17 protein-coding genes are annotated in these 20,228 nt (G+C 71.6%); 5 read left to right on the forward strand and 12 right to left on the reverse strand.

Annotated features, from left to right (window positions below; translation table 11 throughout):
• Positions 1 to 4 precede the first annotated feature (4 nt).
• The 3 genes from BM109_RS09505 to BM109_RS09515 all read right to left on the reverse strand — a co-directional run bounded on the left by BM109_RS09505 (position 5) and on the right by BM109_RS09515 (position 5,843).
• On the reverse strand, positions 5 to 3,289 hold the full coding sequence (locus BM109_RS09505) for an efflux RND transporter permease subunit (protein ID WP_093342320.1): 3,285 nt from the start codon (positions 3,287 to 3,289) through the stop codon (positions 5 to 7).
• Between the two features lie 193 nt (positions 3,290 to 3,482).
• On the reverse strand, positions 3,483 to 4,739 hold the full coding sequence (locus BM109_RS09510) for an efflux RND transporter periplasmic adaptor subunit (protein ID WP_093342321.1): 1,257 nt from the start codon (positions 4,737 to 4,739) through the stop codon (positions 3,483 to 3,485).
• 219 nt (positions 4,740 to 4,958) lie between these two features.
• Positions 4,959 to 5,843 carry an alpha/beta hydrolase gene (locus tag BM109_RS09515; RefSeq protein ID WP_093342323.1) on the reverse strand — a complete coding sequence of 295 codons (885 nt, stop codon included), beginning with the start codon at positions 5,841 to 5,843 and terminating at the stop codon, positions 4,959 to 4,961.
• 184 nt (positions 5,844 to 6,027) lie between these two features.
• Between BM109_RS09515 and BM109_RS09520 the strand changes: the two genes are divergently transcribed.
• Positions 6,028 to 6,942, forward strand: coding sequence for a LysR family transcriptional regulator (locus tag BM109_RS09520; protein ID WP_093342324.1), 915 nt, complete (start codon positions 6,028 to 6,030; stop codon positions 6,940 to 6,942).
• Between the two features lie 5 nt (positions 6,943 to 6,947).
• Positions 6,948 to 8,147, forward strand: a complete 1,200-nt coding sequence (locus BM109_RS09525) for a lanthionine synthetase C family protein (RefSeq protein ID WP_093342326.1) — start codon at positions 6,948 to 6,950, stop codon at positions 8,145 to 8,147.
• On the opposite strand, the gene BM109_RS09530 is transcribed toward BM109_RS09525, so the two are convergent.
• Positions 8,144 to 8,992 (reverse strand): helix-turn-helix domain-containing protein, encoded by an 849-nt coding sequence (locus tag BM109_RS09530; RefSeq protein WP_093342327.1) that lies wholly within the window; start codon positions 8,990 to 8,992, stop codon positions 8,144 to 8,146. The genes BM109_RS09525 and BM109_RS09530 overlap by 4 nt on opposite strands.
• A 130-nt stretch (positions 8,993 to 9,122) precedes the next feature.
• Here BM109_RS09530 and BM109_RS09535 point away from each other — a divergent pair, with 130 nt between their 5' ends.
• From BM109_RS09535 to BM109_RS09545, 3 genes are read left to right on the forward strand one after another with little or no spacing between them, the layout of a single operon-like run.
• Positions 9,123 to 10,109, forward strand: coding sequence for a Bug family tripartite tricarboxylate transporter substrate binding protein (locus tag BM109_RS09535; RefSeq protein ID WP_093342329.1), 987 nt, complete (start codon positions 9,123 to 9,125; stop codon positions 10,107 to 10,109).
• Between the two features lie 7 nt (positions 10,110 to 10,116).
• Entirely contained in the window at positions 10,117 to 10,980 is an 864-nt protein-coding gene (locus BM109_RS09540; protein ID WP_256222455.1) for a PhzF family phenazine biosynthesis protein, read from the forward strand.
• Entirely contained in the window at positions 10,973 to 11,455 is a 483-nt protein-coding gene (locus tag BM109_RS09545) for a RidA family protein (protein WP_177239290.1), read from the forward strand. The genes BM109_RS09540 and BM109_RS09545 overlap by 8 nt, the downstream gene beginning before the upstream one ends.
• A gap of 102 nt (positions 11,456 to 11,557) precedes the next feature.
• On the opposite strand, the gene BM109_RS09550 is transcribed toward BM109_RS09545, so the two are convergent.
• The 8 genes from BM109_RS09550 to bluB are packed head-to-tail and all read right to left on the reverse strand — an operon-like array spanning position 11,558 to position 20,226.
• Positions 11,558 to 12,286: an LrgB family protein gene (locus tag BM109_RS09550; RefSeq protein ID WP_093342331.1), complete on the reverse strand. Its 729-nt coding sequence runs from the start codon at positions 12,284 to 12,286 to the stop codon at positions 11,558 to 11,560.
• Positions 12,283 to 12,636, reverse strand: a complete 354-nt coding sequence (locus tag BM109_RS09555) for a CidA/LrgA family protein (protein WP_093342333.1) — start codon at positions 12,634 to 12,636, stop codon at positions 12,283 to 12,285. Before BM109_RS09555 ends, BM109_RS09550 begins: the two co-directional genes overlap by 4 nt.
• A 29-nt stretch (positions 12,637 to 12,665) precedes the next feature.
• The gene (locus BM109_RS09560) at positions 12,666 to 13,691 is read right to left on the reverse strand and encodes an aminotransferase class I/II-fold pyridoxal phosphate-dependent enzyme (protein WP_093342334.1); all 1,026 of its coding nucleotides are present in this window, start codon (positions 13,689 to 13,691) and stop codon (positions 12,666 to 12,668) included.
• Positions 13,688 to 14,662, reverse strand: a complete 975-nt coding sequence (gene cbiB / locus BM109_RS09565; RefSeq protein WP_093342336.1) for an adenosylcobinamide-phosphate synthase CbiB — start codon at positions 14,660 to 14,662, stop codon at positions 13,688 to 13,690. Before cbiB ends, BM109_RS09560 begins: the two co-directional genes overlap by 4 nt.
• Before the next feature lie 17 nt (positions 14,663 to 14,679).
• A complete protein-coding gene (cobN, locus tag BM109_RS09570; RefSeq protein WP_256222457.1) occupies positions 14,680 to 18,714 on the reverse strand; it encodes a cobaltochelatase subunit CobN in 4,035 nt (1,344 codons plus the stop codon).
• Positions 18,711 to 19,064 (reverse strand): DUF2149 domain-containing protein, encoded by a 354-nt coding sequence (locus tag BM109_RS09575; protein ID WP_093342337.1) that lies wholly within the window; start codon positions 19,062 to 19,064, stop codon positions 18,711 to 18,713. The genes cobN and BM109_RS09575 overlap by 4 nt, the downstream gene beginning before the upstream one ends.
• On the reverse strand, positions 19,061 to 19,534 hold the full coding sequence (locus BM109_RS09580) for a MotA/TolQ/ExbB proton channel family protein (RefSeq protein WP_093342339.1): 474 nt from the start codon (positions 19,532 to 19,534) through the stop codon (positions 19,061 to 19,063). Before BM109_RS09580 ends, BM109_RS09575 begins: the two co-directional genes overlap by 4 nt.
• Positions 19,534 to 20,226 (reverse strand): 5,6-dimethylbenzimidazole synthase, encoded by a 693-nt coding sequence (gene bluB / locus BM109_RS09585; RefSeq protein WP_093342341.1) that lies wholly within the window; start codon positions 20,224 to 20,226, stop codon positions 19,534 to 19,536. Before bluB ends, BM109_RS09580 begins: the two co-directional genes overlap by 1 nt.
• Between the last annotated feature and the right edge of the window lie 2 nt (positions 20,227 to 20,228).

Below are 20,228 nucleotides of genomic sequence, written 5' to 3' on the forward strand. Positions count from 1 at the left end.
TTCGTCATTCATGCGAGGTCCGCGGCGAGGCCGGCACCGGATGCAGGCCGCCGCCATGGCCACCGCCCGATCCGCCGTGCGAGCCGCCCGAGGCCGGCGCCGGATGGTCGGCCGACACGAAGTCCTCGCCATGCGGCACTTCGCCGTGCAGCTTCAGCGGCCGGTTGCCCGCGATGCGGCGCATCAGCACGTAGAACACCGGCGTCAGGAACAGGCCGAAGGCCGTCACACCGATCATCCCGGCGAACACCGCCACGCCCATCGCCTTGCGCATCTCCGAGCCCGCGCCGGTCGACAGCACCAGGGGCAGCACGCCCATGACGAAGGCCAGCGAGGTCATCAGGATCGGGCGCAGACGCAGGCGGCTGGCTTCGATCGCGGCCTGGATCGGCGTGCGTCCCGCGAACTCGAGCTCGCGGGCGAACTCCACGATCAGGATCGCGTTCTTCGCACTGAGCCCCACCAGCACGATCAGCCCGATCTGCGTGAAGACGTTGTTGTCGCCCCCCGAGATCCACACGCCCGCCATCGCGGCCATGATGCCCATCGGCACGATCAGGATGATCGCGATCGGCAGCGTCAGGCTCTCGTATTGAGCGGCCAGCACCAGGAACACCAGCAGGATCGCCAGCGGGAACACCAGGAAGGCGGAATTGCCGGCCAGGATCTCCTGGTAGGTCAGCTCGGTCCACTCGAAGCTCACGCCCTTGGGCAGCGTCTCGGCCGCGATCTTGGTGATCGCGTCCTGCGCCTGGCCCGACGAGTAGCCGGGGGCCGGGCCGCCGTTGATGTCGGCGGCCAGGTAGCCGTTGTAGCGCATGGCGCGTTCCGGACCGAAGGTCGAGTTGACCTTCATCAGCGCGGCCAGCGGCACCATCTCGCCCGAGGTCGAGCGCACCTTCAGCAGGCCCACGTCTTCGGCACGGGCGCGGTAAGGCGCATCGGCCTGGACGCGCACGGAGTACGTGCGGCCGAACTTGTTGAAGTCGTTGGCGTAGAGGCTGCCGAGGTAGATCTGCATCGTGTCGAAGATGTCCGTCACCGGCACGCCGAGCTGGCGCGCCTTGGTGCGGTCAATGTCGGCGTACAGCTGCGGCACGTTGACCTGCCAGCTCGTGAACATGCCCGTGAGTTCGGGCGCGGCATAGGCCTTGGCCATGAAGGCCTTGACCGCCACGTCCATCTGGTCGTAGCCGACCGAGGCGCGGTCCTCGATCTGCAGCTTGAAGCCGCCCGTGGTGCCCAGGCCCGCCACCGGCGGCGGCGGGAACATCACGATGAACGCATCCTGGATGCTCGAGAAGGCGCCGTTGAGCTGGCCCGCCACCGCACCACCGCTCTGGTCAGCGCGCTTGCGCTGGTCGAAGGGCTTGAGCGTCGCGAACACGATGCCCGAGTTCGAGCTGTTGGTGAAGCCGTTGATCGACAGGCCCGGGAAGGCGATGGCGTCTTCCACGTTCGGGTTCTTCTTCATGATCTCGCCCATGCGCTGGATCACTTCGTCGGTGCGGTCGAGCGTGGCGCCGTCGGGCAGCTGCGCGAAACCGATCAGGTACTGCTTGTCCTGCGCCGGCACGAAGCCGCTGGGCACGGCCTTGAACAGGCCGAAGGTCACGCCGACCAGCGCGAGGTAGATCACCAGCATCAGCGTCTTGCGCGAGATCACGCGCTTGACGCCGCCGCTGTAGGCCTCGGAACCGCGATGGAAGAACTTGTTGAAGCCGCGGAACAGCCAGCCGAAGGCCTTGTCCATGCCGCGCGTCAGCGCGTCCTTGGGCTGGTCATGGCCGCGCAGCAGCAAGGCGGCGAGCGCGGGCGACAGGGTCAGCGAGTTGATCGCCGAGATCACGGTCGAGATCGCGATGGTCACCGCGAACTGGCGGTAGAACTGGCCCGTGAGGCCGCTGATGAAGGCCAGCGGCACGAACACGGCCACCAGCACCAGCGCGATCGCGATGATGGGCCCGGACACTTCGCGCATCGCGCGGTAGGTCGCCTCACGCGGCGTGAGCCCCGCCTCGATGTTGCGCTCGACGTTCTCCACCACCACGATGGCGTCGTCCACCACGATGCCGATCGCCAGCACCAGCCCGAACAGGCTCAGCGCGTTGATCGAGAAACCGAGCACGTGCAGCACCGCGAAGGTACCGATCACCGACACCGGCACGGCCAGCAGCGGAATGATCGACGCGCGCCAGGTCTGCAGGAACAGGATCACGACCAGCACCACCAGCATGATGGCTTCGAGCAGCGTGTGGATCACCGATTCGATGGACGCGCGCACGAACTGCGTCGGGTCATAGGCGATGCGGTATTCCAGGCCTTCCGGCATGTTCTTGTTGAGCTCGGTCATCGTCTTGCGCACGTTCGACGAGATGTCGAGCGCATTCGAGCCGGGTGCCTGGAACACGCCCATGCCGACGGCCGGATCGTTGTTCAGCAGCGAGCGCAGCGAGTAGTCGGCGGCGCCCATCTCCAGGCGGCCGATGTCGCGCAGCCGGGTCACGGCGCCGTCGGTGCCGCTCTTGACGATGATGTCGCCGAACTCTTCCTCGCTCTGCAGGCGCCCTTGCGCATTGATCGAGAGCTGCATGTCCACGCCCGACAGGCCCGGCGAAGCGCCGACCACGCCGGCCGCGGCCTGCACGTTCTGGCCGCGGATGGCTGCCACCACGTCGGAGGCCGAGAGGCCGCGCTGCGCCACCTTCTGCGGGTCGAGCCAGACGCGCATCGAGTAGTCGCCGCCGCCGAAGATCTGGACCTGGCCCACGCCTTCGATGCGCGCCAGCGGGTCCTTCACGTTCAGCACCGCGTAGTTGCGCAGGTAGTTGATGTCGTAGCGGCCGTTGGGCGACACGAGGTGGACCACCATCGTGAGGTCGGGCGCGCTCTTCACCGTGGTGATGCCGAGCCGGCGCACTTCCTCGGGCAGGCGCGGCTCGGCTTGCGAGACGCGGTTCTGCACCAGCTGCTGTGCCTTGTCGGGATCGGTGCCGAGGCGGAACGTGACGGTGAGTGTCAGCACGCCGTCGGTGGTCGCCTGGCTGCCCATGTAGAGCATGCCCTCGACGCCGTTGATCTGCTCCTCCAGCGGGGTTGCCACGGTCTCGGCGATCACCTTGGGGTTGGCACCCGGGTACTGGGCGCGCACCACCACCGAAGGAGGCGCGACTTCCGGGTACTCGGAGATCGGCAGACCGCGCAGCGCGATCAGGCCGGCTATCAGCATCAAGAGCGACAGCACGCCGGCAAAGATCGGCCGGTCGATGAAGAATTTAGAGAGATTCATTTCGTTGGCTCCATCGCGCGGACAGCGCGATCCACGCCGCTTCGAAAAAGACGAGCGGCATCCAGGTGGCTCCCATCAAGGAACTTCGAGTAACGCTGGCGAGCCGGCCGTTGCCGCTGTCGCCGTTGTCGGTGTCCCGGGTTTCCCGGCGCGCCGGCCTGTGCTCAGGCTGGCGCGCGGGGCCCGGTGTCGTTCAGGACTTCGCGGCCTGCGCCACTTGTTCCGTCGGTTGTTGCGCCTTGCCGTCGGCCTTGGCGTCCATGGTCACGGTCTGCGGCGCCACCAGCGCACCCGGGCGGATGTGCTGCAGGCCGTTGACCACCACGCGGTCGCCCGCCTTCAGGCCCTTGCTCACGACGCGCAGGCCGTTGATCGAGGCGCCGAGCGCGACTTCGCGGTAGACCGCCTTGTTGTCCTCGCCCACGACCATCACGAACTTCTTGTTCTGGTCGGTGCCGATGGCGCGTTCGCTGACCAGCAGCGCGGTGTCGTTGCGGGCCTGGCCCATGCGGATGCGGGCGAACTGGCCGGGGATCAGGGCGCCGTCCTTGTTGTCGAAGGAGGCGCGCACGCGCACCGTGCCGCTGCGGGCGTCGACCTGGTTGTCGATCAGCTGCAGCTTGCCGACGAAGGGCGTGCCCTCCAGGCCGGCCGTGCCCATCTGCACCGGGATCGATTCGATCTGGCCGCGCGCGCTGGAGCCGGTCGGCAGGTCCTTCAGGGCCCGCGTGATCACCTGCTCGTCGGCATCGAAGCTCGCGTAGATCGGGCTCACCGAGACCAGCGTGGTCAGCACCGGGGCGCCGGGACCGGCCGCCACCAGGTTGCCCACCGTGACCTCGATCTTGCCAATGCGGCCCGAGACCGGGGCCCGTACCTGGGTGTAGCCCAGGTTCAGGCGTGCCGACTGCAGCGAGGCCTGGGCCGCGCGCAGGTTGGCTTCGGCTTCGCGGCCGGCGTTCACGCGCTCGTCGTATTCGCGCTGGGCGATCGCCTGTTCGTCCCACAGGCGCTTGGCGCGCTCCTGCTCGCTGCGGCTGAAGGACTGGCGGGCCTGCGCCGACGCCACCTGCGCCTCGGCGCGCTCGACCTCGGCCGCGTACGGCGCGGGGTCGATGGTCACCAGCAGGTCGCCCTGCTTGACCAGCGCGCCTTCGCGGAAGTGCAGCGACTGCACGGCACCCGCGACGCGGGAGCGCACGTCGACGCGTTCGACCGCCTCGAGGCGGCCCGAGAACTCGTCCCAGGCGTTGATCTCGCTCGGCGCCACCGCCGCGACCGAGACCGGGATGGCTTGCGGCGCGCCCGCGGCCGGCGCGTTGGCCTCGGCCTTGAAGCTGTGCATGCCCAGCACCGCGGCGGCCACCGCCAGCAAGGCGGTGACGCCGGTCACGGCGGGCCACAGGCCCTTGCGGGCCGCGGAGGAAAACGTTGGCTTGTTGTTCGACATGGTGATTCGTCCTTCTCTCAGATGACTCAAATGACTCGGATGACTTTTCGGGATGCAACAGTCCGTCCTGGCGCCCTCGCACCAAGAAAAACGGAGATTTCGGAAAAAGGCCGGCCGCACCGGGTGCCCCCGGTGGCTCGGCCGTATCGGCGGGGCCGTCGCCGCGTTGGCGACCGACCTCACCGCGCTAGCGGCTGGCTATCTGGCTGACGTCGCTGGCTAACTGGGCTTCGGTGTCGCCCCTTGGGGCGGTGTGGTCGCGGCGAAGAACTCGCGGAAGTGCTGCTGCACGGTCGCTTCGCAGACCTTGCAGCCCATGCACTCGGCGTCGTAGAGCGCCTTGGGCCATTCGGCCGCGTTGCTCAGCACCGCGCTCGTGACCTCGATGCCGGCCGAGCGCAGCCGGCCCGCGAAGGTCAGCGCCTCGTCGCGCATCGCGTCGTCCTCGCCCACCAGCACCAGGGCCGGGGCCAGCGACGAGAGGCGCAGCGAACCGCTGGGCACCGCATAGGGGTGGGTGGCGTTCGACGGGCAGCTCAGGTACTTCTCCCAGCCCGTGGCCCAGCGGCACTCGGGCGAGTCGTTGGTCGCCTTGCGCAGCGACGCGGTGCCGGCGCAGGGATCGAGCATCGGCGACAGCAGGATCTGGCCCGCCAGCGGCGGATGGGCGCGGTCGCGCGAGATCAGCGCCACCGCCGCCGCCAGGTTGCCGCCGGCTTCCTCGCCGGCCAGGTAGACCTGGGCGCCGCGGCCGCCGAGCTTGACGCGCTGCTTGTAGAGCCATTCAAGCGCCGCGTAGCCGACCTCGATCGGCTCGGGAAACGGCGACTCGGGGGCCAGCGGGTAGTCGAGCGAGACCACCACCGCACCGGCGCCGGCCAGGAGGCGCGCCACGTTGCGGCCGTTGTCGAGCCCGCCGCAGATGAAGGTGCCGCCATGGAAGTGCAGCACCAACGGCACGGTTTCTCCCTTGGGGCGCTGGCCGTAGACACGGGCGCCCACCGGATCGCGGCCGGGCAGCTCGATCGACAGATCGGCTTCCGCGCCTTGCACCGCGGCGAGCGCGACTGCTTCGGCGGAGCGGGACGATGGACGGGGTGACATGGGGACGACCTCGGGAAATGGGCGATGGTTGAAATATAAGGCGCCGACTGTCGCGTTAAACAGGGATGCAAGCCCTACTCTGTTTCCAAACTACGAACAATCGGACCGGGTCACCAAAGGGTTATGGCCTTGTGTGAGAATCCGCACCCCCCGGCGAGGGCCGGGTCTCAAGAACAGGCATTCGATGGATCAGATCCAGGCCATGCGGATCTTCGTCCGCGTCGTGGAAGCCGGCACCTTCACCCGCGCGGCGGACTCGCTCGCCCTGCCCAAGGGCACCGTCACCAAGCAGATCCAGGCCCTGGAATCGCGGCTGCGCGTGAAGTTGCTGAACCGTACCACCCGCCGGGTGACGGTCACGCCGGACGGCGCCGCGTACTTCGAGCGGGCGGCGCGGCTGCTCAACGACTTCGACGACATGGAAGCCAGCATGACGAATGCGCAGTCCAGCCCCACGGGCCGGCTGCGCATCGACGTCGGCACCTCGGTCGCGCGGCTGGTGATCCTGCCGGCGCTGGCCACCTTCTGCGACCGCTATCCCGGGATCCAGGTCGATCTCGGGGTCAGCGACCGCACGGTGGACCTGATCAGCGACAACGTCGACTGCGTGATCCGCGCCGGCGACCTCGCCGACCAGTCGCTGGTGGCGCGGCGCATCGGCACCCTGCACTTCGTGACCGTGGCCTCGCCGGCCTACATCAAGCGCTATGGTGCGCCGCAGCATCCGAACGACATCGAGAAGCGGCACCACGTGGTGAGCTACTTCTCGGGCACCACGCGACGCGTCTACCCGCACGAGTTCAAGAAGGGCGACGAGCACATCGAGCTCAACGGCCCCTACCGGGTGTCGGTCAACGAGAGCAACGCCCACATGGCGGCCGTGCTCGGCGGCTTCGGCATCTCGCAGTGCATCACCTTCATGGCCGAGCCGCACCTCGAGAGCGGCGAGCTGATCGAGGTGCTGTCCGACTGGCACCGCGACCCGTTGCCGATCCACGTGGTCTACCCGCCCAACCGCCACCTGAGCGCCAAGGTCCGCGCCTTCGTGGACTGGGCCGCCGAGCTGTTCGCGAAGACGCCGCGGTTGCAGCGGCGCTGAGCGCCATGCTGTTCTCGCCCGAGCGCCACGAGCCCCTGCGGGCCGACGCCTGGGACGAGGCCCGCGCGCGCGAAGCCATCGAGCGCATCGTGCGCGACACCGAGTCGCGCTTCACGCCCGAGGGGCTGTGGCCCATGCATCCGGGCGACGCGCCGGACCCCGCCCCGCAGTACCTGCTGTACTGGGGCGCCAGCGGCGTGATCTGGGCGCTGCACCATCTGCAGGACCGCGGCGCCGCGCGGCTGGCGCGCGACTACGCGCCGGTCGTGCCGGGCCTGATCGCCGCCAACCGCGCGGCCATGGGCCGCCCCGCCGACGCCGGCTTCGCGGCCTACCTGATGGGCGACACCGGCATCCGGCTGCTCGAGCACCGGCTCCAGCCCTCGGCCGCCATCGCCGACGAACTCGCCCGGCTGTGCGGCGGCCACCTCGGCGACCCAACCCTCGAGCTGATGTGGGGCACGCCCGGCACCATGCTCGCGGCGCTGTTCATGCACGAGCGCACCGGCGAGCAGCGCTGGGCTCATATCTACCGCGACACCGCGCGGCGGCTGTGGTCGCAGCTCGAATGGTCCGAGGACTTCGGCTGCCACTTCTGGACCCAGCAGCTCTATGGCCAGCGCTCGACCTACATCGACGCGGTGCACGGCTTCGTCGCCACCGCGGTGCCGTTGATCCATGGCCGCCACCTGCTCGACGACGCCGAATGGAACGCCTGGCGCGACTGCATCGCCAACACCGTGCAACGCACCGCCGACCGCGAGGGCGCGCAGGCGAACTGGCGCCCGCGCCTGTTCCCGCTGCCCGATGCCTCGCGGCCGAAACTCGTGCAGATGTGCCATGGCGCGCCGGGCTTCGTGATCTGCCTCGCGGACTTTCCGGGCGACACGCTCGACGAGCTGCTGCTGGCCGCCGGCGAGACCACCTGGCAGGCCGGCCCGCTGAACAAGGGCGCGAACCTGTGCCACGGCACCGGCGGCAACGGCTATGCCTTCCTCAAGCTGCACCGCCGCTTCGGCGACGCCGCCTGGCTGGACCGGGCGCGCGCCTTCGCCATGCACGGCATCGCGCAGACCGAGGCCGACCTGGCCGCGCACGGCCACCGGCGCTATTCGCTGTGGACCGGCGACCCCGGCTTCGCGATCTACCTGTGGGATTGCATCGAGGGCACGGACCGCTTTCCGACCCTCGACTGCTTCTTCTAGGCCGGCGGCCGCCGCGCGCGCAGCTCGCCCGCCGTCGTCGCCCAGGCCTTGCCCAGCATGCGCGTGAGATAGGCCCCCGAGGCCCAGCCGACCTGCTGCGCCACCGACAGCACCGATTCGTCGGTGTTCTGCAGCAGATGACGCGCGCGCTCGAGCCGCCGCTGCTGCTGGAACTCGAGCGGCGACAGCCCGTAGGCCGCGCGGAACAGCCGCTCGACCTGCCGGCGCGAGAGCCGGTGGCGTGGCGCGAAGGCCTCGAGCGGCAGCGGCGCCGCGAGCTCGGCCTCGATGTCGCTGGCCAGCAGCGCGGCGATCACCGCGCCGGGCGTGCCGCGGCCGTCGGGATGCACCAGCGGGTTGGCCATGAGCCGCGCCGCCTCCATCACCAGCGCGCCGCAGTGGGCCACGTGCGCCATCGAGGGTTCGGGTGCGGAGGGCGTGCCGGCCATATCGAGCAGCCGGTGCGACAGCAGGTTCAGCGCGCCGCTGCCCGCGCGCAGGCCCTGGGCCGGCTTCGCGATGCCGTGCGCGCGCAGCGCCGTGTCCCAGAACTCCGAATCGACATAGACCGCGAGGTGCGTCTGGCGCAGCGTCATCGCACTGGTGGCATGGGCGGCGCCGGCCGCGAACCAGAGGAAGTGGCCGGGCGAGGACTGCAGCGCGTCGCCGCGCGGATCGATCACGTCGAAGCGCCCCGCCAGCGGCACGAACAGCATGTCGCAATCGTGCGCATGCGGCGTGGTGGCGTAGCCGTCGAGCGTGCTCGCCACCGGCGTCGCCTTGTGGGCCAGGCGGTCGGCGAACGCGGAGATGCGCGGTCCGGAGGGGGCGGCGGGGGACGGCATGGGCCGATTGTGTGGTCAATCGCGCGGCCGATGTCGCGATCGTGCGCGCCGGCGTCGCGAACGGAGGCACGCGGATGGGCACCGACGGGAAGACTAGGCCCCTCCTCCACCCGCTCCGCCAAGGACCTCCATGACCGCCAGCCTCCGCCCGCCACGGCGCCTCGCCCTGATGGCCGCCGCCGCCCTGCTCGCCGCCGCCTGCGGTGCCGCGGCCGCCGCCGACACCTATCCCGCCAAGCCGATCACCATCGTCGTGCCCTTCCCGGCCGGCGGCGGCACCGACGTGATCTTCCGCGCGGTGCAGGTCAGGCTGCAGGCCGAGCTCGGCGTGCCGGTGATCATCGACAACCGCGCGGGCGCCGGCGGCACGGTGGGCACGGGCTATGCCTCCAAGGCCGCGCCCGATGGCTACACGCTGGTGGCCGCCACCACCACGACCATCGCCTCGGCGCAAGCCGTCTACCCCAAGCTGCCCTACGACCCGCTGGCCGACCTCGCGCCCGTGGGCACGCTGGGCACCACGCCCTTCGTGCTGGTGGTGGCGCCCACCCTGCCCGCGAAGAACCTCGCCGAATTCATCCGCGACGCCAAGGCGAAGCCCGGCACGCTCAACTACGGCAGCATCGGCAACGGCACCGCGAGCCACCTCGCCGGCGAGCTGTTCAAGCAGCGCACCGGCATCGAGATGACCCACATTCCCTACCGCGGCGCCGCGCCCGCGCAGACCGACCTGATGGCCGGCCAGATCCAGGCGCTGTTCGACAACCCCACCGCGCTCGCGCCCCAGGTGCGCGCCGGCCGCATGCGCGCGCTCGCGATCAGCCAGCCCTCGGCGGTTTTTCCAGAACTGCCGAGCTTCGAGGCCGCGGGCATCAAGGACTTCATGCCCGAGCTCTGGTATGGGCTAATGGCACCCGCGGCCACGCCCAAACCGGTGGTGGAGCGGCTGCGCGCCGCGCTCGACAAGGCGCTGCAGGACCGCAACCTGCGCGCCGACATGATGGCCAAGGGCGTCTCGCCCGCGAGCTGGTCGCCCGAGCAGTTCGGCCAGCGCGTGCGCGCCGACATTGCGCTGTGGGGCGGCATCGCGCGCTCGGTCAACGCGAAGGCGGACTGAGATGACCATGCAGCTCGTTCGCGTCTTCCCCCGCCCCGGCACCCGCGTCGGCGGCAACCCGGCCCCGGTCTGGCTCGATGCCGATGCCATGTCCACCGAGGACATGCAGGCCCGCACCCGCGAGAGCGGGCACGAGTCGGTGTTCGTGCTCGCGCCCGACGATGCCGCCCGGCACCGCCTGCGCATGCGCTACTTCGTGCCGCGCCACGAGATGGAGATGTGCGGCCATGCCACGCTTGGCGCCCTGTGGCTGCTGCACGAGCGCGGTCGCTGGAACGGCGAACCGATCGCGGTGCAGACGCTCAGCGGCACGGTGCACGGCCGCTTCGTCGACGGCGCGGTCGAGATCAGCCAGCCCAGCGCCACCATCGCCGCGGTCGACGCGGCGCTGGTGCGCGAGATCGCGCAGTGCCTGGGCATCGACCTCGTGCGGATCGTCGCGCCCGTGCTCAACGCCGCCACCAGCCGCGTGAAGACGCTGGTGCGGCTCGAGAGCCTCGAACTGCTGCACGGCCTGCGGCCCGACTTCGCGCGCGTCGAGGCGCTGTGCGACCGGCTCGGCTCGACCGGGCTCTATCCCTTCGCATCGAATGCCGACGCGCAGGGCACCGAGGTCAGCGCGCGCCAGTTCCCGCGCTCCTCCGGCTATCCCGAGGACGCGGCCACCGGCATCGCCGCCGCCGCGCTGGCCTGGGGCCTGCGCGAGATGTCGCTGGTCGGCGCGGACGGCACGCTGGTCACGGTGCGCCAGGGCGAGGCCATGGGCTCGCCGTCGGCGATCCAGGTGCGGCTGCCCGCGCAGGCCGATGCCGCCGAAGGCTGCTGGCTGCGCGGCGACGCGCAGGCGATGGACGAGGTGCCGCATGACTGATGCCGACCGGCGCCTGGAGGCACTCGCCGCCCAGGCGGGCCACGATGCCTCGCCCGCCGCGCGCCCCGCGGGCCGCTATGCGAGCTTCGCGCGCGCCGGCGAGCTGCTGCATTCGAGCGGCGTGGTCGGGCGCGAGAACGGCGTGGTGATCGCGGGCACTATCGACGACAGCGACGCGGGCATCGCCCTCGGCGAACGGGCCGCGGTCGCCGCCGCCATCGCGCTGCTGCGTGCCGCGCGCACCGAGCTCGGCGGCCTCGACCGGGTGCAGAAGATCGTCGCCCTCACCGGCTACCTGCAGGCCGGCCCCGGCTTCACGCAGCACGTGCGGGTGATGAATGCCGCGAGCGAGCTGCTGCGCCAGGTGTTCCCCGACCAGCCGCTGCCCGCGCGCACCACGGTCGGCGTGGCCTCGCTGCCGGGAGGCGGTGCGGTCGAGATCTCGCTGGTGCTGCAGGAGCGCGCCGCGACCTGAGATCCCCCACCCGTTCACGCTGAGCCTGTCGAAGCGCCGCGCAAGGCTTCGCCCTTCGACCAGCTCAGGACAGGCCAGCCTCAGCCCGAACGATCCCTGCCCTCAGGCCCCGAGCCAGCGCACCACCAGCGGCACCAGCAAGGCCGTCGCGATGCCGTTGAGCCCCATCGCGAGCGCCGAGAACGCGCCCGCGGTCTCGTTGACCTGGATCGCGCGCGCGGTGCCGATGCCATGCGCCGTGATGCCGACCGCGAAGCCGCGCACCGCGGGCTCCTTGATGCGCAGCAGGTTCAACAGGCCCGTGGCCATGATCGCGCCCGCGATGCCGGTGATCGCGGCCGCGACCGCCGACAGCGAAGGTAGGCCGCCGATCTTTTCCGACACGCCCATCGCGATCGGCATGGTGGCCGACTTCGGCGCCAGCGACATCAGCAGCTCGTGCGAGCCGCCGAGCGCCCACGCGATGCCCACGGCCGACACGATGGCCGCCACCGAGCCCGCGAGCAGCGCCACGCCGATCGGCAGCCACAGCCGGCGCAGCCGCGCCACCTGGCTGTAGAGCGGCACCGCGAGCGCCACCGTGGCCGGCCCGATCAGGAAGTGCACGAACTTCGCGCCTTCGAAGTAGGTGTCGTAGGGCGTGCGCGTCGCCAGCAGCACGACGACGATCACGATCACCGACACCAGCACCGGATTGACCACCGGGTTGGCGCCGCTGCGCCGGTGCAGCCACAGCGCGCCCAGGTAGGCCAGCAGCGTGAGCGCGAGCCACAGCAGCGGCGACTGGGCCAGGAAGACCCAGATCTCGGACAGCTTCGCGGGCGCGCTCATTGGGCGTTCTTGCCGGTGATGCGGATCATCCAGCGCAAGGTGAGCGCGGTCACCGTCATGGTGAAGGCCGCGCCCAGGATGCCCGCGGCCAGGAACGGCAGCCACTCGCGGCCCACGCGTTCGAAATGCAGCATCACGCCGGTCACGGCCGGGATGAACAGCAGCATCAGGTTGCGCAGCAGATGGCCCGAGGTCTCGCCCAGGCTCTCGGGCACGCCACCGCGCCACAGCAGACCCGCGAACAGGAACAGCATGCCCAGCAGCGGGCCGGGCACCGGCAGGCTCAGCCACTGCACCAGCAGTTCGCCGGCGAGCTGGCAGAGAAAGAGCGTGGTGATGGCGTAGAGCATGGCAAGGTCCTCGTGGTCGTTCTTGTCGGCTAGTTTGCACCCGCCAGGCGCCGCCATGCGGCGTGCAGCGCGGCTTGGCTCGCGGGCGGCAGCACGCCCATGCGCACCTGGCCCGGCAGGCCGAAGGACGCGCAGTCGCGCAGCTTGATGCCCTCGGCGCGCAAGCCGGCCAGCAGGCCCGCGAAGTCCGTCGTCATCGGTTGTGCGAGGTGGTAGTTCGCCACGCTGGGCGTGGTCTGCCAGCCCATGCGCGCGCACAGCGCGAGCTGCGCGGCCTTCCATTCGCGCAGCGTGGCCAGGCTGTCGCGCACCCAGGCCTGCACCGCGGGCTCGGCCCAGGCCGACAGCATCGCCACGCCATGCGCGCCCACGGGCCACGATGAACCCAGGCGCAGCAGCGCGCCCACCGCCTCCTGACCATCCGTCGGCGCGATCGCATAGGCCGCGCGCACGCCCGTCATGCCCAGCGCCTTGTTGGGCGACCACATCTGCCAGAGCCGGTCGAGCCGCGCGGGCGCCAGCGCCTGCTCGCCTTCGAGCCGCAACGGTTCGTAGGCGCGGTCGAGCGCGCAGGACACATCCTCGGGCAGCGCGGCGATCGATGCGGCCAGGCCGGGCTGCGCCTGCCCCTGCGGCGCCGACGGATCGCAGCACCACGCGAGCCGCGGCCGGCGCGCCGCCTGCGGCGCGCGCACCACCTGCAGGCCCCAGGCGCGCGCGGCGGCCGCGTAGTCGCCATAGGAGGTGGCCGGCAGCACGACCTCGCCGTGCGCGCCGCGGTCCTCCTGCGCCACCCAGGCGGTGATGCGACGGATGAACTCGCTCGCGCCGGCCGCGATCACGATGCGCCAGGGCTCCACGCCATGCAGCGCCGCGAGCCGCGCGCGCAGGGCCGTGTAAGCCGGATCGGGATAGCGCGTCGCGTCGGCCGCGCGCACTTGCGCCAGCGCCTCGGGGCACGGGCCGCAGGCATTGGCATTGGTCGAGAAATCGTGCGCGGGCGCGCCAAGGGCATCGGGGCCGCCGTGGGTCGGGGTGAAGTCGAGCTCGCTCATCGCACCGCCATGAACAGGAGAACGACCGGCAGCCAGGCGGCCAGCGCCAGCAGCAGCACGGCGCGCTGCCCGAAGCGGGCGGCACGCGCGGTGTCGGCGGGCATCGCGGACCGGCCCTCGGCGTTGAGCGCATAGACCGCGGGCTTGGCCAGCCGCACGCCGAGCAGCAGCGCCATCGCGGCCATCGGCCAGCCGCTGTTGGGCGATGGCGTGCGTCGCGCCTCGCGCGCGAGGCCGCGCGGCCAGCGCCCGGCCGCCAGCGCGAGCAGCAGCACCGTGAGCCGCGCGGGCAGCCACGACAGCAGGTCGTCGGCGCGCGCGGCCCATTTGCCGGCCCAGGTCCAGTCGCGGCCGCCGCGTTCGCCGCGATAGCCCCACATCGCATCGGCCGTGTTGGCGAAGCGGTAGAGCGCCGCACCCGGCAGGCCCAACAGCAGGAACCAGAACACCGGCGCCACCAGCGAATCGTTGAGGTTCTCGGCCAGCGATTCGATCGCGCTCTCGCGCACCTCGCGCTCGCCGAGCTGCGAGACATCGCGGCTCACGAGCCGCGCGAGCCGCATCCGGCCCGCCTCCAGCGACTCGCCGAGCGCGGCCTCGACCGCGAGCACCTCGTCGCGCAGCATGCGCCAGGCGAACAGCGGCTTGAGCACCAGTCCCAGCAGCAGCGCGAAGGCCCAGGCCGGCAGCGCCTGCTGCAGCGCGGCCTGCAGCGCGACGGCGATCGCGAGCACGGCCAGCGCCCCCGCGCACCAGGCGATGGCGCCGAGCACGAAGGCGCGCCCTGCCTTGCCGGAGGCCGCGCCGAACGGGGGCGCGATGCGCGCGCCGGCCCAGCCCAGGTAGCGCCCGATCCACACCACCGGATGCCAGCGCGCGGGCGGCTCGCCGAGCCAGAGGTCGACCGCGAGCGCGATCCACAGCGCGGCCAGCATGGCCAGCACGGGAGCGGTGAAATCGATGGCCGGCATGGCTCGATTGTCCCGAATCAGTGGACCGGCCGCGGCCGGCGGTGCCGGTGCCACTGGGTCAGCGCGCCGAGCGCGAGCAGCGCAGCCATGCCGAACAGCGCCCAGAGCGTGCGCACCACCGAAGCGCTGCGCGGCGCGGGCACGGGCTCGGGCTGCGGTTCGAGCCGCAGCCCGCGCACGGGTTGGGTCGCGGCCGCCTCGCCTTGCCGGGTGTCACTCGGTGCCGGCGATTCGGCCTGCGTGGCCGGGGCCGTGGCGCCCTGCACTTCCACCGGCACCACGACCGGCTTCGGCGGCGCGGTCATCGCTGCGCGCGCGAAGCGCTCCACCGCCAGGTTGCGCTCGCGCAGCCCGCTGGCCTGCGCCGCCTGCGCATAGGCCTGCGCGAGCTCGCGCCGCGTCGCGGCATCGGGCGACCAGTAGTTCAGGCGCACCGCATCGAGCATGCGTTCCAGCGTCTGCGCGAAGGCCGCGCGGTTCGCGCCTTCGAGCCAGGCGCGGGTGCCGAGCCGCTCGCGGTCGCGCACATAGGTATCGTGCAGCGACTGCCACTGGTCGGGCCGCACCGTGGCCGGCGCGGTCACCTGCCAGCCCCAGAGGAACTGCGCGGTCTTCAGCACCTGCAGCGCGCCGCTGTAGCCCTCGGCCTGCTGCGCCGCGATCCATTGCGGATGCAGGTAGCGCGTCTGCATCTCGCGCGCGATCGCGCCGGCGGCGGTGTCGGTGCGCACCGCGCCGGTGTCGCGCAGGTTCTGCACATAGAGCGCCGGGTCCTTGCCCGTGAGATGGCGCACCGCCTGCGCGATGCCACCGAGGTACTGGAACGGATCGTCGTTGGTCAGCACGCCATAGAGGTTGGAGCTGCGCGCCATCAGCGCCGCATCGACCTGCGCGAGATTGCCCGCGAAGGCGCCGGGCCGCGCGGCGCCCTCGAGGCCCTGGCCATAGGCATGGCCCATGCGGTCGATGAACAGGCCCGCCATCTGCGCGTCGCCGCCGCCGCGACGCTGCGAGCGCCAGAGCTCGCTCGCGAGCGCGGCCTCCTCGAGCCCGGCGCCATAGCTGCCCTGCTCGTTCGAGAACACGCGCGCGGTCGACCAGCGCGCGGCCTCCGCCTCCGACGCACCTTCGGCCCGCAGCCGCCGCGCCAGCGCCTCGCTGTGGCGCGCGACCGCGTTGGCGCCAGCGGGCTCGCGCAGCGCCGCCACCTGCCGCACCGCCTCGTCGAGCCAGCGCATCACGTGCGGGAACTGGTCGCGGTACGAGCCCGTCACGCTGACCAGCACATCGATGCGCGGCCGCTTCAACGCCGCGGCGGGCAGCACCTCGATGCCGTTCATGCGCCCGGCCTCGTCCCAGCGCGGCCGCACGCCCATCGCATGGAAGGCCTGGCTCTCGAGCACGCCCTGGTGGCGCGAGGCTTCGCCGGCCCAGAGCGTGAACGCGATCTTCTCGGGCGCCTTGCCGCCGTGGGACTGCGCATAGGCCGCGATCCAGGCGTCCATGGCGGCCACGCCGGTGTCCCAGGCCGCGCGCGTGGGCACGCGGCTGGGATCGAAGCCGTAGAGGTTGCGGCCGGTCGGCAGGCTGTCGGGATTGCGCACCGGATCACCGCCATAGCTCGCGCGCAGGTAGCGGCCATCGAGCGCCGTCAGCAGGCCCTCGATCTCCTCGTTGCGCGCGAGCGTCGCGTCGAGCTGGCGCACGCGCGTGGCCAGCGCGCGCAGGGTCTCGGCCTGCGCGGGCGCGGTGGTCGCACCGTCGAAGGCGGCATCGTCCAGCACCCGCGCCACCCAGCGCCCCAGCGGCGAATCGGCCATGTCGGCCGGCTCGCGCAGGAAGGTCTCGTCGAGGTCCTCGCCGAGCGCGGTCGCCAGCGGCTTGCCGACGATCTGCAGCAGCGTGGCGCGCCGGCGCCGGGCATCGGGCGCCTCGCCGAAGGTCGCGAGGCCCAGCGGCTGCGCGGTCTGCGCGAGTTCGTCCAGGTAGGGATGCAGCACCGCCACGAAGCCCGCGAAGTCGGCGCGGATGCGCGCGGGTGTCCAGGCCAGGTCGCGGTCGTAGTGCCGGGCCACGAAGTCGGCCAGCAGCTGCCGTTCGAGCGCGGCCTTGACCGGGCCGGGCGCGAGCGTCTCCCAGTCGTGCATGCGCTCGTGCATCTGCGCGAGGCCCGGGCGCAGGCCGGCCGGCGAGAACATCGGCGTCGAATGGCTGACCATGGTCGCTCGGCCGCGGCGCTTGGCGGTGGTGGCCTCGCCGAGGTTGTCCATCACATAGGGATAGACGTTGGGCAGGTCGCCGAGCACCAGCAGCGGATCGTCCTGCACCGACAGCCCGCGCTCCTTGCCGGCCGACCATTCGACCGTGCCGTGCGTGCCCACGTGCACCACGGCCGAGGCGCCGAACTGCGTGCGCAGCCAGAGGTAGGTGGCGAGGTAGGCATGGCCCAGCGGCACCGCCGAGCGGTGGTAGACCTGCTGCGCCTTGTCCATCACCCTCGTGCCGGGTTCGAAGCGCGGCGGCTGGCGCAGCACCACCACGTTGCCGAAGCGCACGCGCGGAATCACGAAGGCCGGCGCGCCGTCCACCGTGCGCAGTTGGGTCGAGCTTTCGGGCGCGCCCCAATAGGCCTCGATGCGCTGCTGCGTCTCGACGGGCAGCGCGCGGAACCATGCGAGGTAGCGCGCGAGCGGCAGCGTGTCGGCCAGGCCCTGCGCGAGCAGCGGCTGCAGTTCGTCGGTTCCCGGTGCCGGGTAGGACGCCTTGAGCGTGGCCTGCACCTGCGCGATCAGCGCCTCGGGCGCGGGCGCCTCGGTGCGGTAGCCGGCCGCCTGCATCGCCGCGATCATGCGGCTGACGCTGCGCGGCACGTTGAGGAAGGAGGCGCCGAAATTGGCCTCGCCCGGCGGGTAGTTGTAGACCAGCATCGCGACCCGGCGCTGGTCCGCGCTCGTGCGCTGCAGCCGCAGCAGCGCCGCGGCCTTGTCGGCGACCGCGTCGATCTGTGCGGGCAGCGGCTGCAGGCTGCCGCTCGCGGCATCGCGCGCGCTCACGAGCATCGGGTCGGTCATGCCGGCCAGTTCGCTCGGGCTGTAGTAGGCCGCGATGTCGGACTGAGCCAGGCCGTCCTTGCTCTGCGCCCACTGCGCCGCATCCATGGCCAGCGATGGCAGGGTCTGCAGCACCGGCACGCCGATGCGCTCGAGCTCGGCCTTGCGCTCGTTGGGCGTGAAGACCAGCGCGGCATTCACGATCAGGTCGGCCACGCGGCGGCCGCCCTCGGCCTGGGTCATGCGCGTGTAGAGGTCCTTCTGCTGGCGCGGACCGTAGAAGGCATAGGCACGCAGGCCGCGCTGCGCGAGCGCGGCGATCGCCTGGTCGAGCCAGGCCGTGTCTTCGCCGGTCACGGTGGCGGCATTGACCGCGATCGCCACCGTGCCGCTCTTGCCTGGCAACCGTTCGACCGCCTCGATGCCGGTCTCGATGCGCGGCCACCCCGGGTGATAGAAGCCCGCGAGCGGCGTCGCCACGGGTTCGGGCAGCCCATCGGACACGCCGACCCTGGCGAGCGCCTGCATCGACGCCGAGAGGTTCGCGCTGCCCGCGAAGCGCCAGTAGGCACGCAGCCGCTGCGCCCAGGCCGCGTCGACGCCACGCTCGGCCGCGAGCGGCGGCGCGGCCGTGAGCTGGCCTCGGGCGACCAGCGCGAACTCGCCGACCAGCACATAGGGCGCCGCGCTGCGCGCGATCGCGTCGCCGAAGCGCGCCGCCGCGGCCTGCGCCACGCTCAGGTGCGGCGCATCGATCACCAGCAGCCGCGCGTCCTCGAGCGCGGCCGACAGCGCTTCGGGCGAATCCCGCGTGGCCGACAGCACCTGCAACGGCAACCCCGCCTGCTGCGCCGCGGCCTGCAGCCGCGCCACGCGCGCGGGCGATACCAGCGAGGTCGCGAGCACCACGACCGGGCCGCTTGCTTGCTGCTGCGCCCAGGCCGGCAGCGCCGCCAGCCATGCCAGTAGCCACAGCGCGACCCAGCGCCGCAACAGGCTCACTTGCCGCCCTGCACCGGCACCGCGTCGGCCGGCACGTAGACCATGGTCCCGTCCTTGAGACGCCAGGCCGTGCCCGCGCGCTCGCCGTCGCCCTCGCCGGTCGCGCCGCTGGCCTTGAAGCGCGTGATCTTGCGGCCCTCGCGCGTCACGATCTCCATGTTGGGCTGGCCCTCGTTGCGGATCACCGTGACCTTGTCCTGCGCGAAGGGGTTCATCGGGTTGTTGATGACCGCGATCATCAGCATGCCGATCACGACCATGAAGACGTCGATCAGGTTGATGGTCGAGAGCACCGGATCGTCGTCGTCGCCGTCCAGGCTGCTCAGGATGGAGAACTGCCGCTTGCTCATGAGAGCCGGTCCCGCGCGTCGAGCAGCATCACCAGTTCGCGCATCAGCCAGCGCCGGCGCACGGTGTAGACCACGAAGGCGATCGAGGCCGAGGCCAGCGCGACGATCACGCTCGCGAAGGCCGGCGCGAGGCTCTGCGCCACGCCCTGCGATTCGCCCGAGGCCACGGCCACCAGCGCGGGGCCCATCGGGATCATGGTGGCGATCAGGCCCAGCATCGGCGCCACGCGGCTGCACAGCCGCACGCCCTCGAGCTCCTTGAGCACGGCCAGCTCCATCTGCTCCTGGCTGGCCTGCGCATGCCGCGCCAGCACCAGCGCGCGCGACGGGTCGCGCCGCCGCTGCAGGTATTCAACGCCGAAGGCACCGAGGCACCACACGGCATAGACGAAGGACAGCAGCACGCCCAGCGTCACCGGCCAGAGGAACAGGCGCGCGAGCTCGAACAGGACGGTATCGAAGGCCAGCATCAGGCGGACTCCAGGTCAGGCGAAGAAGGATCGGGATCGAACAGGTCCGAGGGCCGGCCCCAGGCCTCGTCGAACACCAGCGATGACAGCGGTGCGCGCTGTGCCCAGCGCTCGCGCTGCAGCATCGGCTCCTCGTAGAAGCCGTGCACTGGCCCGAGGCACAGCAGCGCGATAGTCTCGGCGCCGGCCGGCAGGCCCAGCAGCGCCGCCACCTCGGCCGGATCGAACAGCGAGACCCAGCCCATGCCCAGCCCCTCGGCGCGCGCGGCCAGCCAGAGGTTCTGGATCGCGCAGGCGGCCGAGGCCAGGTCCATCTGCGGCAGGGTGCGGCGGCCGAACACATGGTGCTCGCGGCCGTCGGCCAGCGTCACCGCGAGCAGCTCGGCCGCGTCGAGCAGACCCTCGACCTTCAGGCGCATGAAGGCGTCCTCGCGCTCGCCGAGCGCGCGCGCCGTCAGCACGCGTTCGCGCTCGACCGTTGCATGCAGACGCGTGCGCAGGGCCGCGTCGCGGATGCGGATGAAGCGCCAGGGCTGCATGAAGCCGACGCTGGGCGCATGGTGGGCCGCCTCGAGCAGCCGGCGCAGCAACTCGGGCGCGACCTCGCCGCCCGCGAAATGCCGCATGTCGCGCCGCTCGTGGATGGCGCGGTAGACCGCCCTCGCCTCCTCGGCCGCGAACGCCTGGCTCATCC

This window comes from Variovorax sp. PDC80, from assembly GCF_900115375.1.
Classification (GTDB): Bacteria; Pseudomonadota; Gammaproteobacteria; order Burkholderiales; family Burkholderiaceae_C; genus Variovorax.

What these genes read in the sequence shown, in the direction of transcription:
- BM109_RS09515 (WP_093342323.1), bottom strand. Translation starts at nt 5,843, where the DNA reads ATGTCACCCCGTCCATCGTCCCGCTCCGCCGAAGCAGTCGCGCTCGCC.
- BM109_RS09510 (WP_093342321.1), bottom strand. Translation starts at nt 4,739, where the DNA reads ATGTCGAACAACAAGCCAACGTTTTCCTCCGCGGCCCGCAAGGGCCTG.
- BM109_RS09545 (WP_177239290.1), top strand. Translation starts at nt 10,973, where the DNA reads ATGACTGATGCCGACCGGCGCCTGGAGGCACTCGCCGCCCAGGCGGGC.
- BM109_RS09535 (WP_093342329.1), top strand. Translation starts at nt 9,123, where the DNA reads ATGACCGCCAGCCTCCGCCCGCCACGGCGCCTCGCCCTGATGGCCGCC.
- BM109_RS09530 (WP_093342327.1), bottom strand. Translation starts at nt 8,992, where the DNA reads ATGCCGTCCCCCGCCGCCCCCTCCGGACCGCGCATCTCCGCGTTCGCC.
- BM109_RS09555 (WP_093342333.1), bottom strand. Translation starts at nt 12,636, where the DNA reads ATGCTCTACGCCATCACCACGCTCTTTCTCTGCCAGCTCGCCGGCGAA.
- BM109_RS09525 (WP_093342326.1), top strand. Translation starts at nt 6,948, where the DNA reads ATGCTGTTCTCGCCCGAGCGCCACGAGCCCCTGCGGGCCGACGCCTGG.
- bluB (WP_093342341.1), bottom strand. Translation starts at nt 20,226, where the DNA reads ATGAGCCAGGCGTTCGCGGCCGAGGAGGCGAGGGCGGTCTACCGCGCC.
- BM109_RS09505 (WP_093342320.1), bottom strand. Translation starts at nt 3,289, where the DNA reads ATGAATCTCTCTAAATTCTTCATCGACCGGCCGATCTTTGCCGGCGTG.
- BM109_RS09520 (WP_093342324.1), top strand. Translation starts at nt 6,028, where the DNA reads ATGGATCAGATCCAGGCCATGCGGATCTTCGTCCGCGTCGTGGAAGCC.
- BM109_RS09575 (WP_093342337.1), bottom strand. Translation starts at nt 19,064, where the DNA reads ATGAGCAAGCGGCAGTTCTCCATCCTGAGCAGCCTGGACGGCGACGAC.
- BM109_RS09540 (WP_256222455.1), top strand. Translation starts at nt 10,117, where the DNA reads ATGCAGCTCGTTCGCGTCTTCCCCCGCCCCGGCACCCGCGTCGGCGGC.
- BM109_RS09560 (WP_093342334.1), bottom strand. Translation starts at nt 13,691, where the DNA reads ATGAGCGAGCTCGACTTCACCCCGACCCACGGCGGCCCCGATGCCCTT.
- BM109_RS09580 (WP_093342339.1), bottom strand. Translation starts at nt 19,534, where the DNA reads ATGCTGGCCTTCGATACCGTCCTGTTCGAGCTCGCGCGCCTGTTCCTC.
- cbiB (WP_093342336.1), bottom strand. Translation starts at nt 14,662, where the DNA reads ATGCCGGCCATCGATTTCACCGCTCCCGTGCTGGCCATGCTGGCCGCG.
- BM109_RS09550 (WP_093342331.1), bottom strand. Translation starts at nt 12,286, where the DNA reads ATGAGCGCGCCCGCGAAGCTGTCCGAGATCTGGGTCTTCCTGGCCCAG.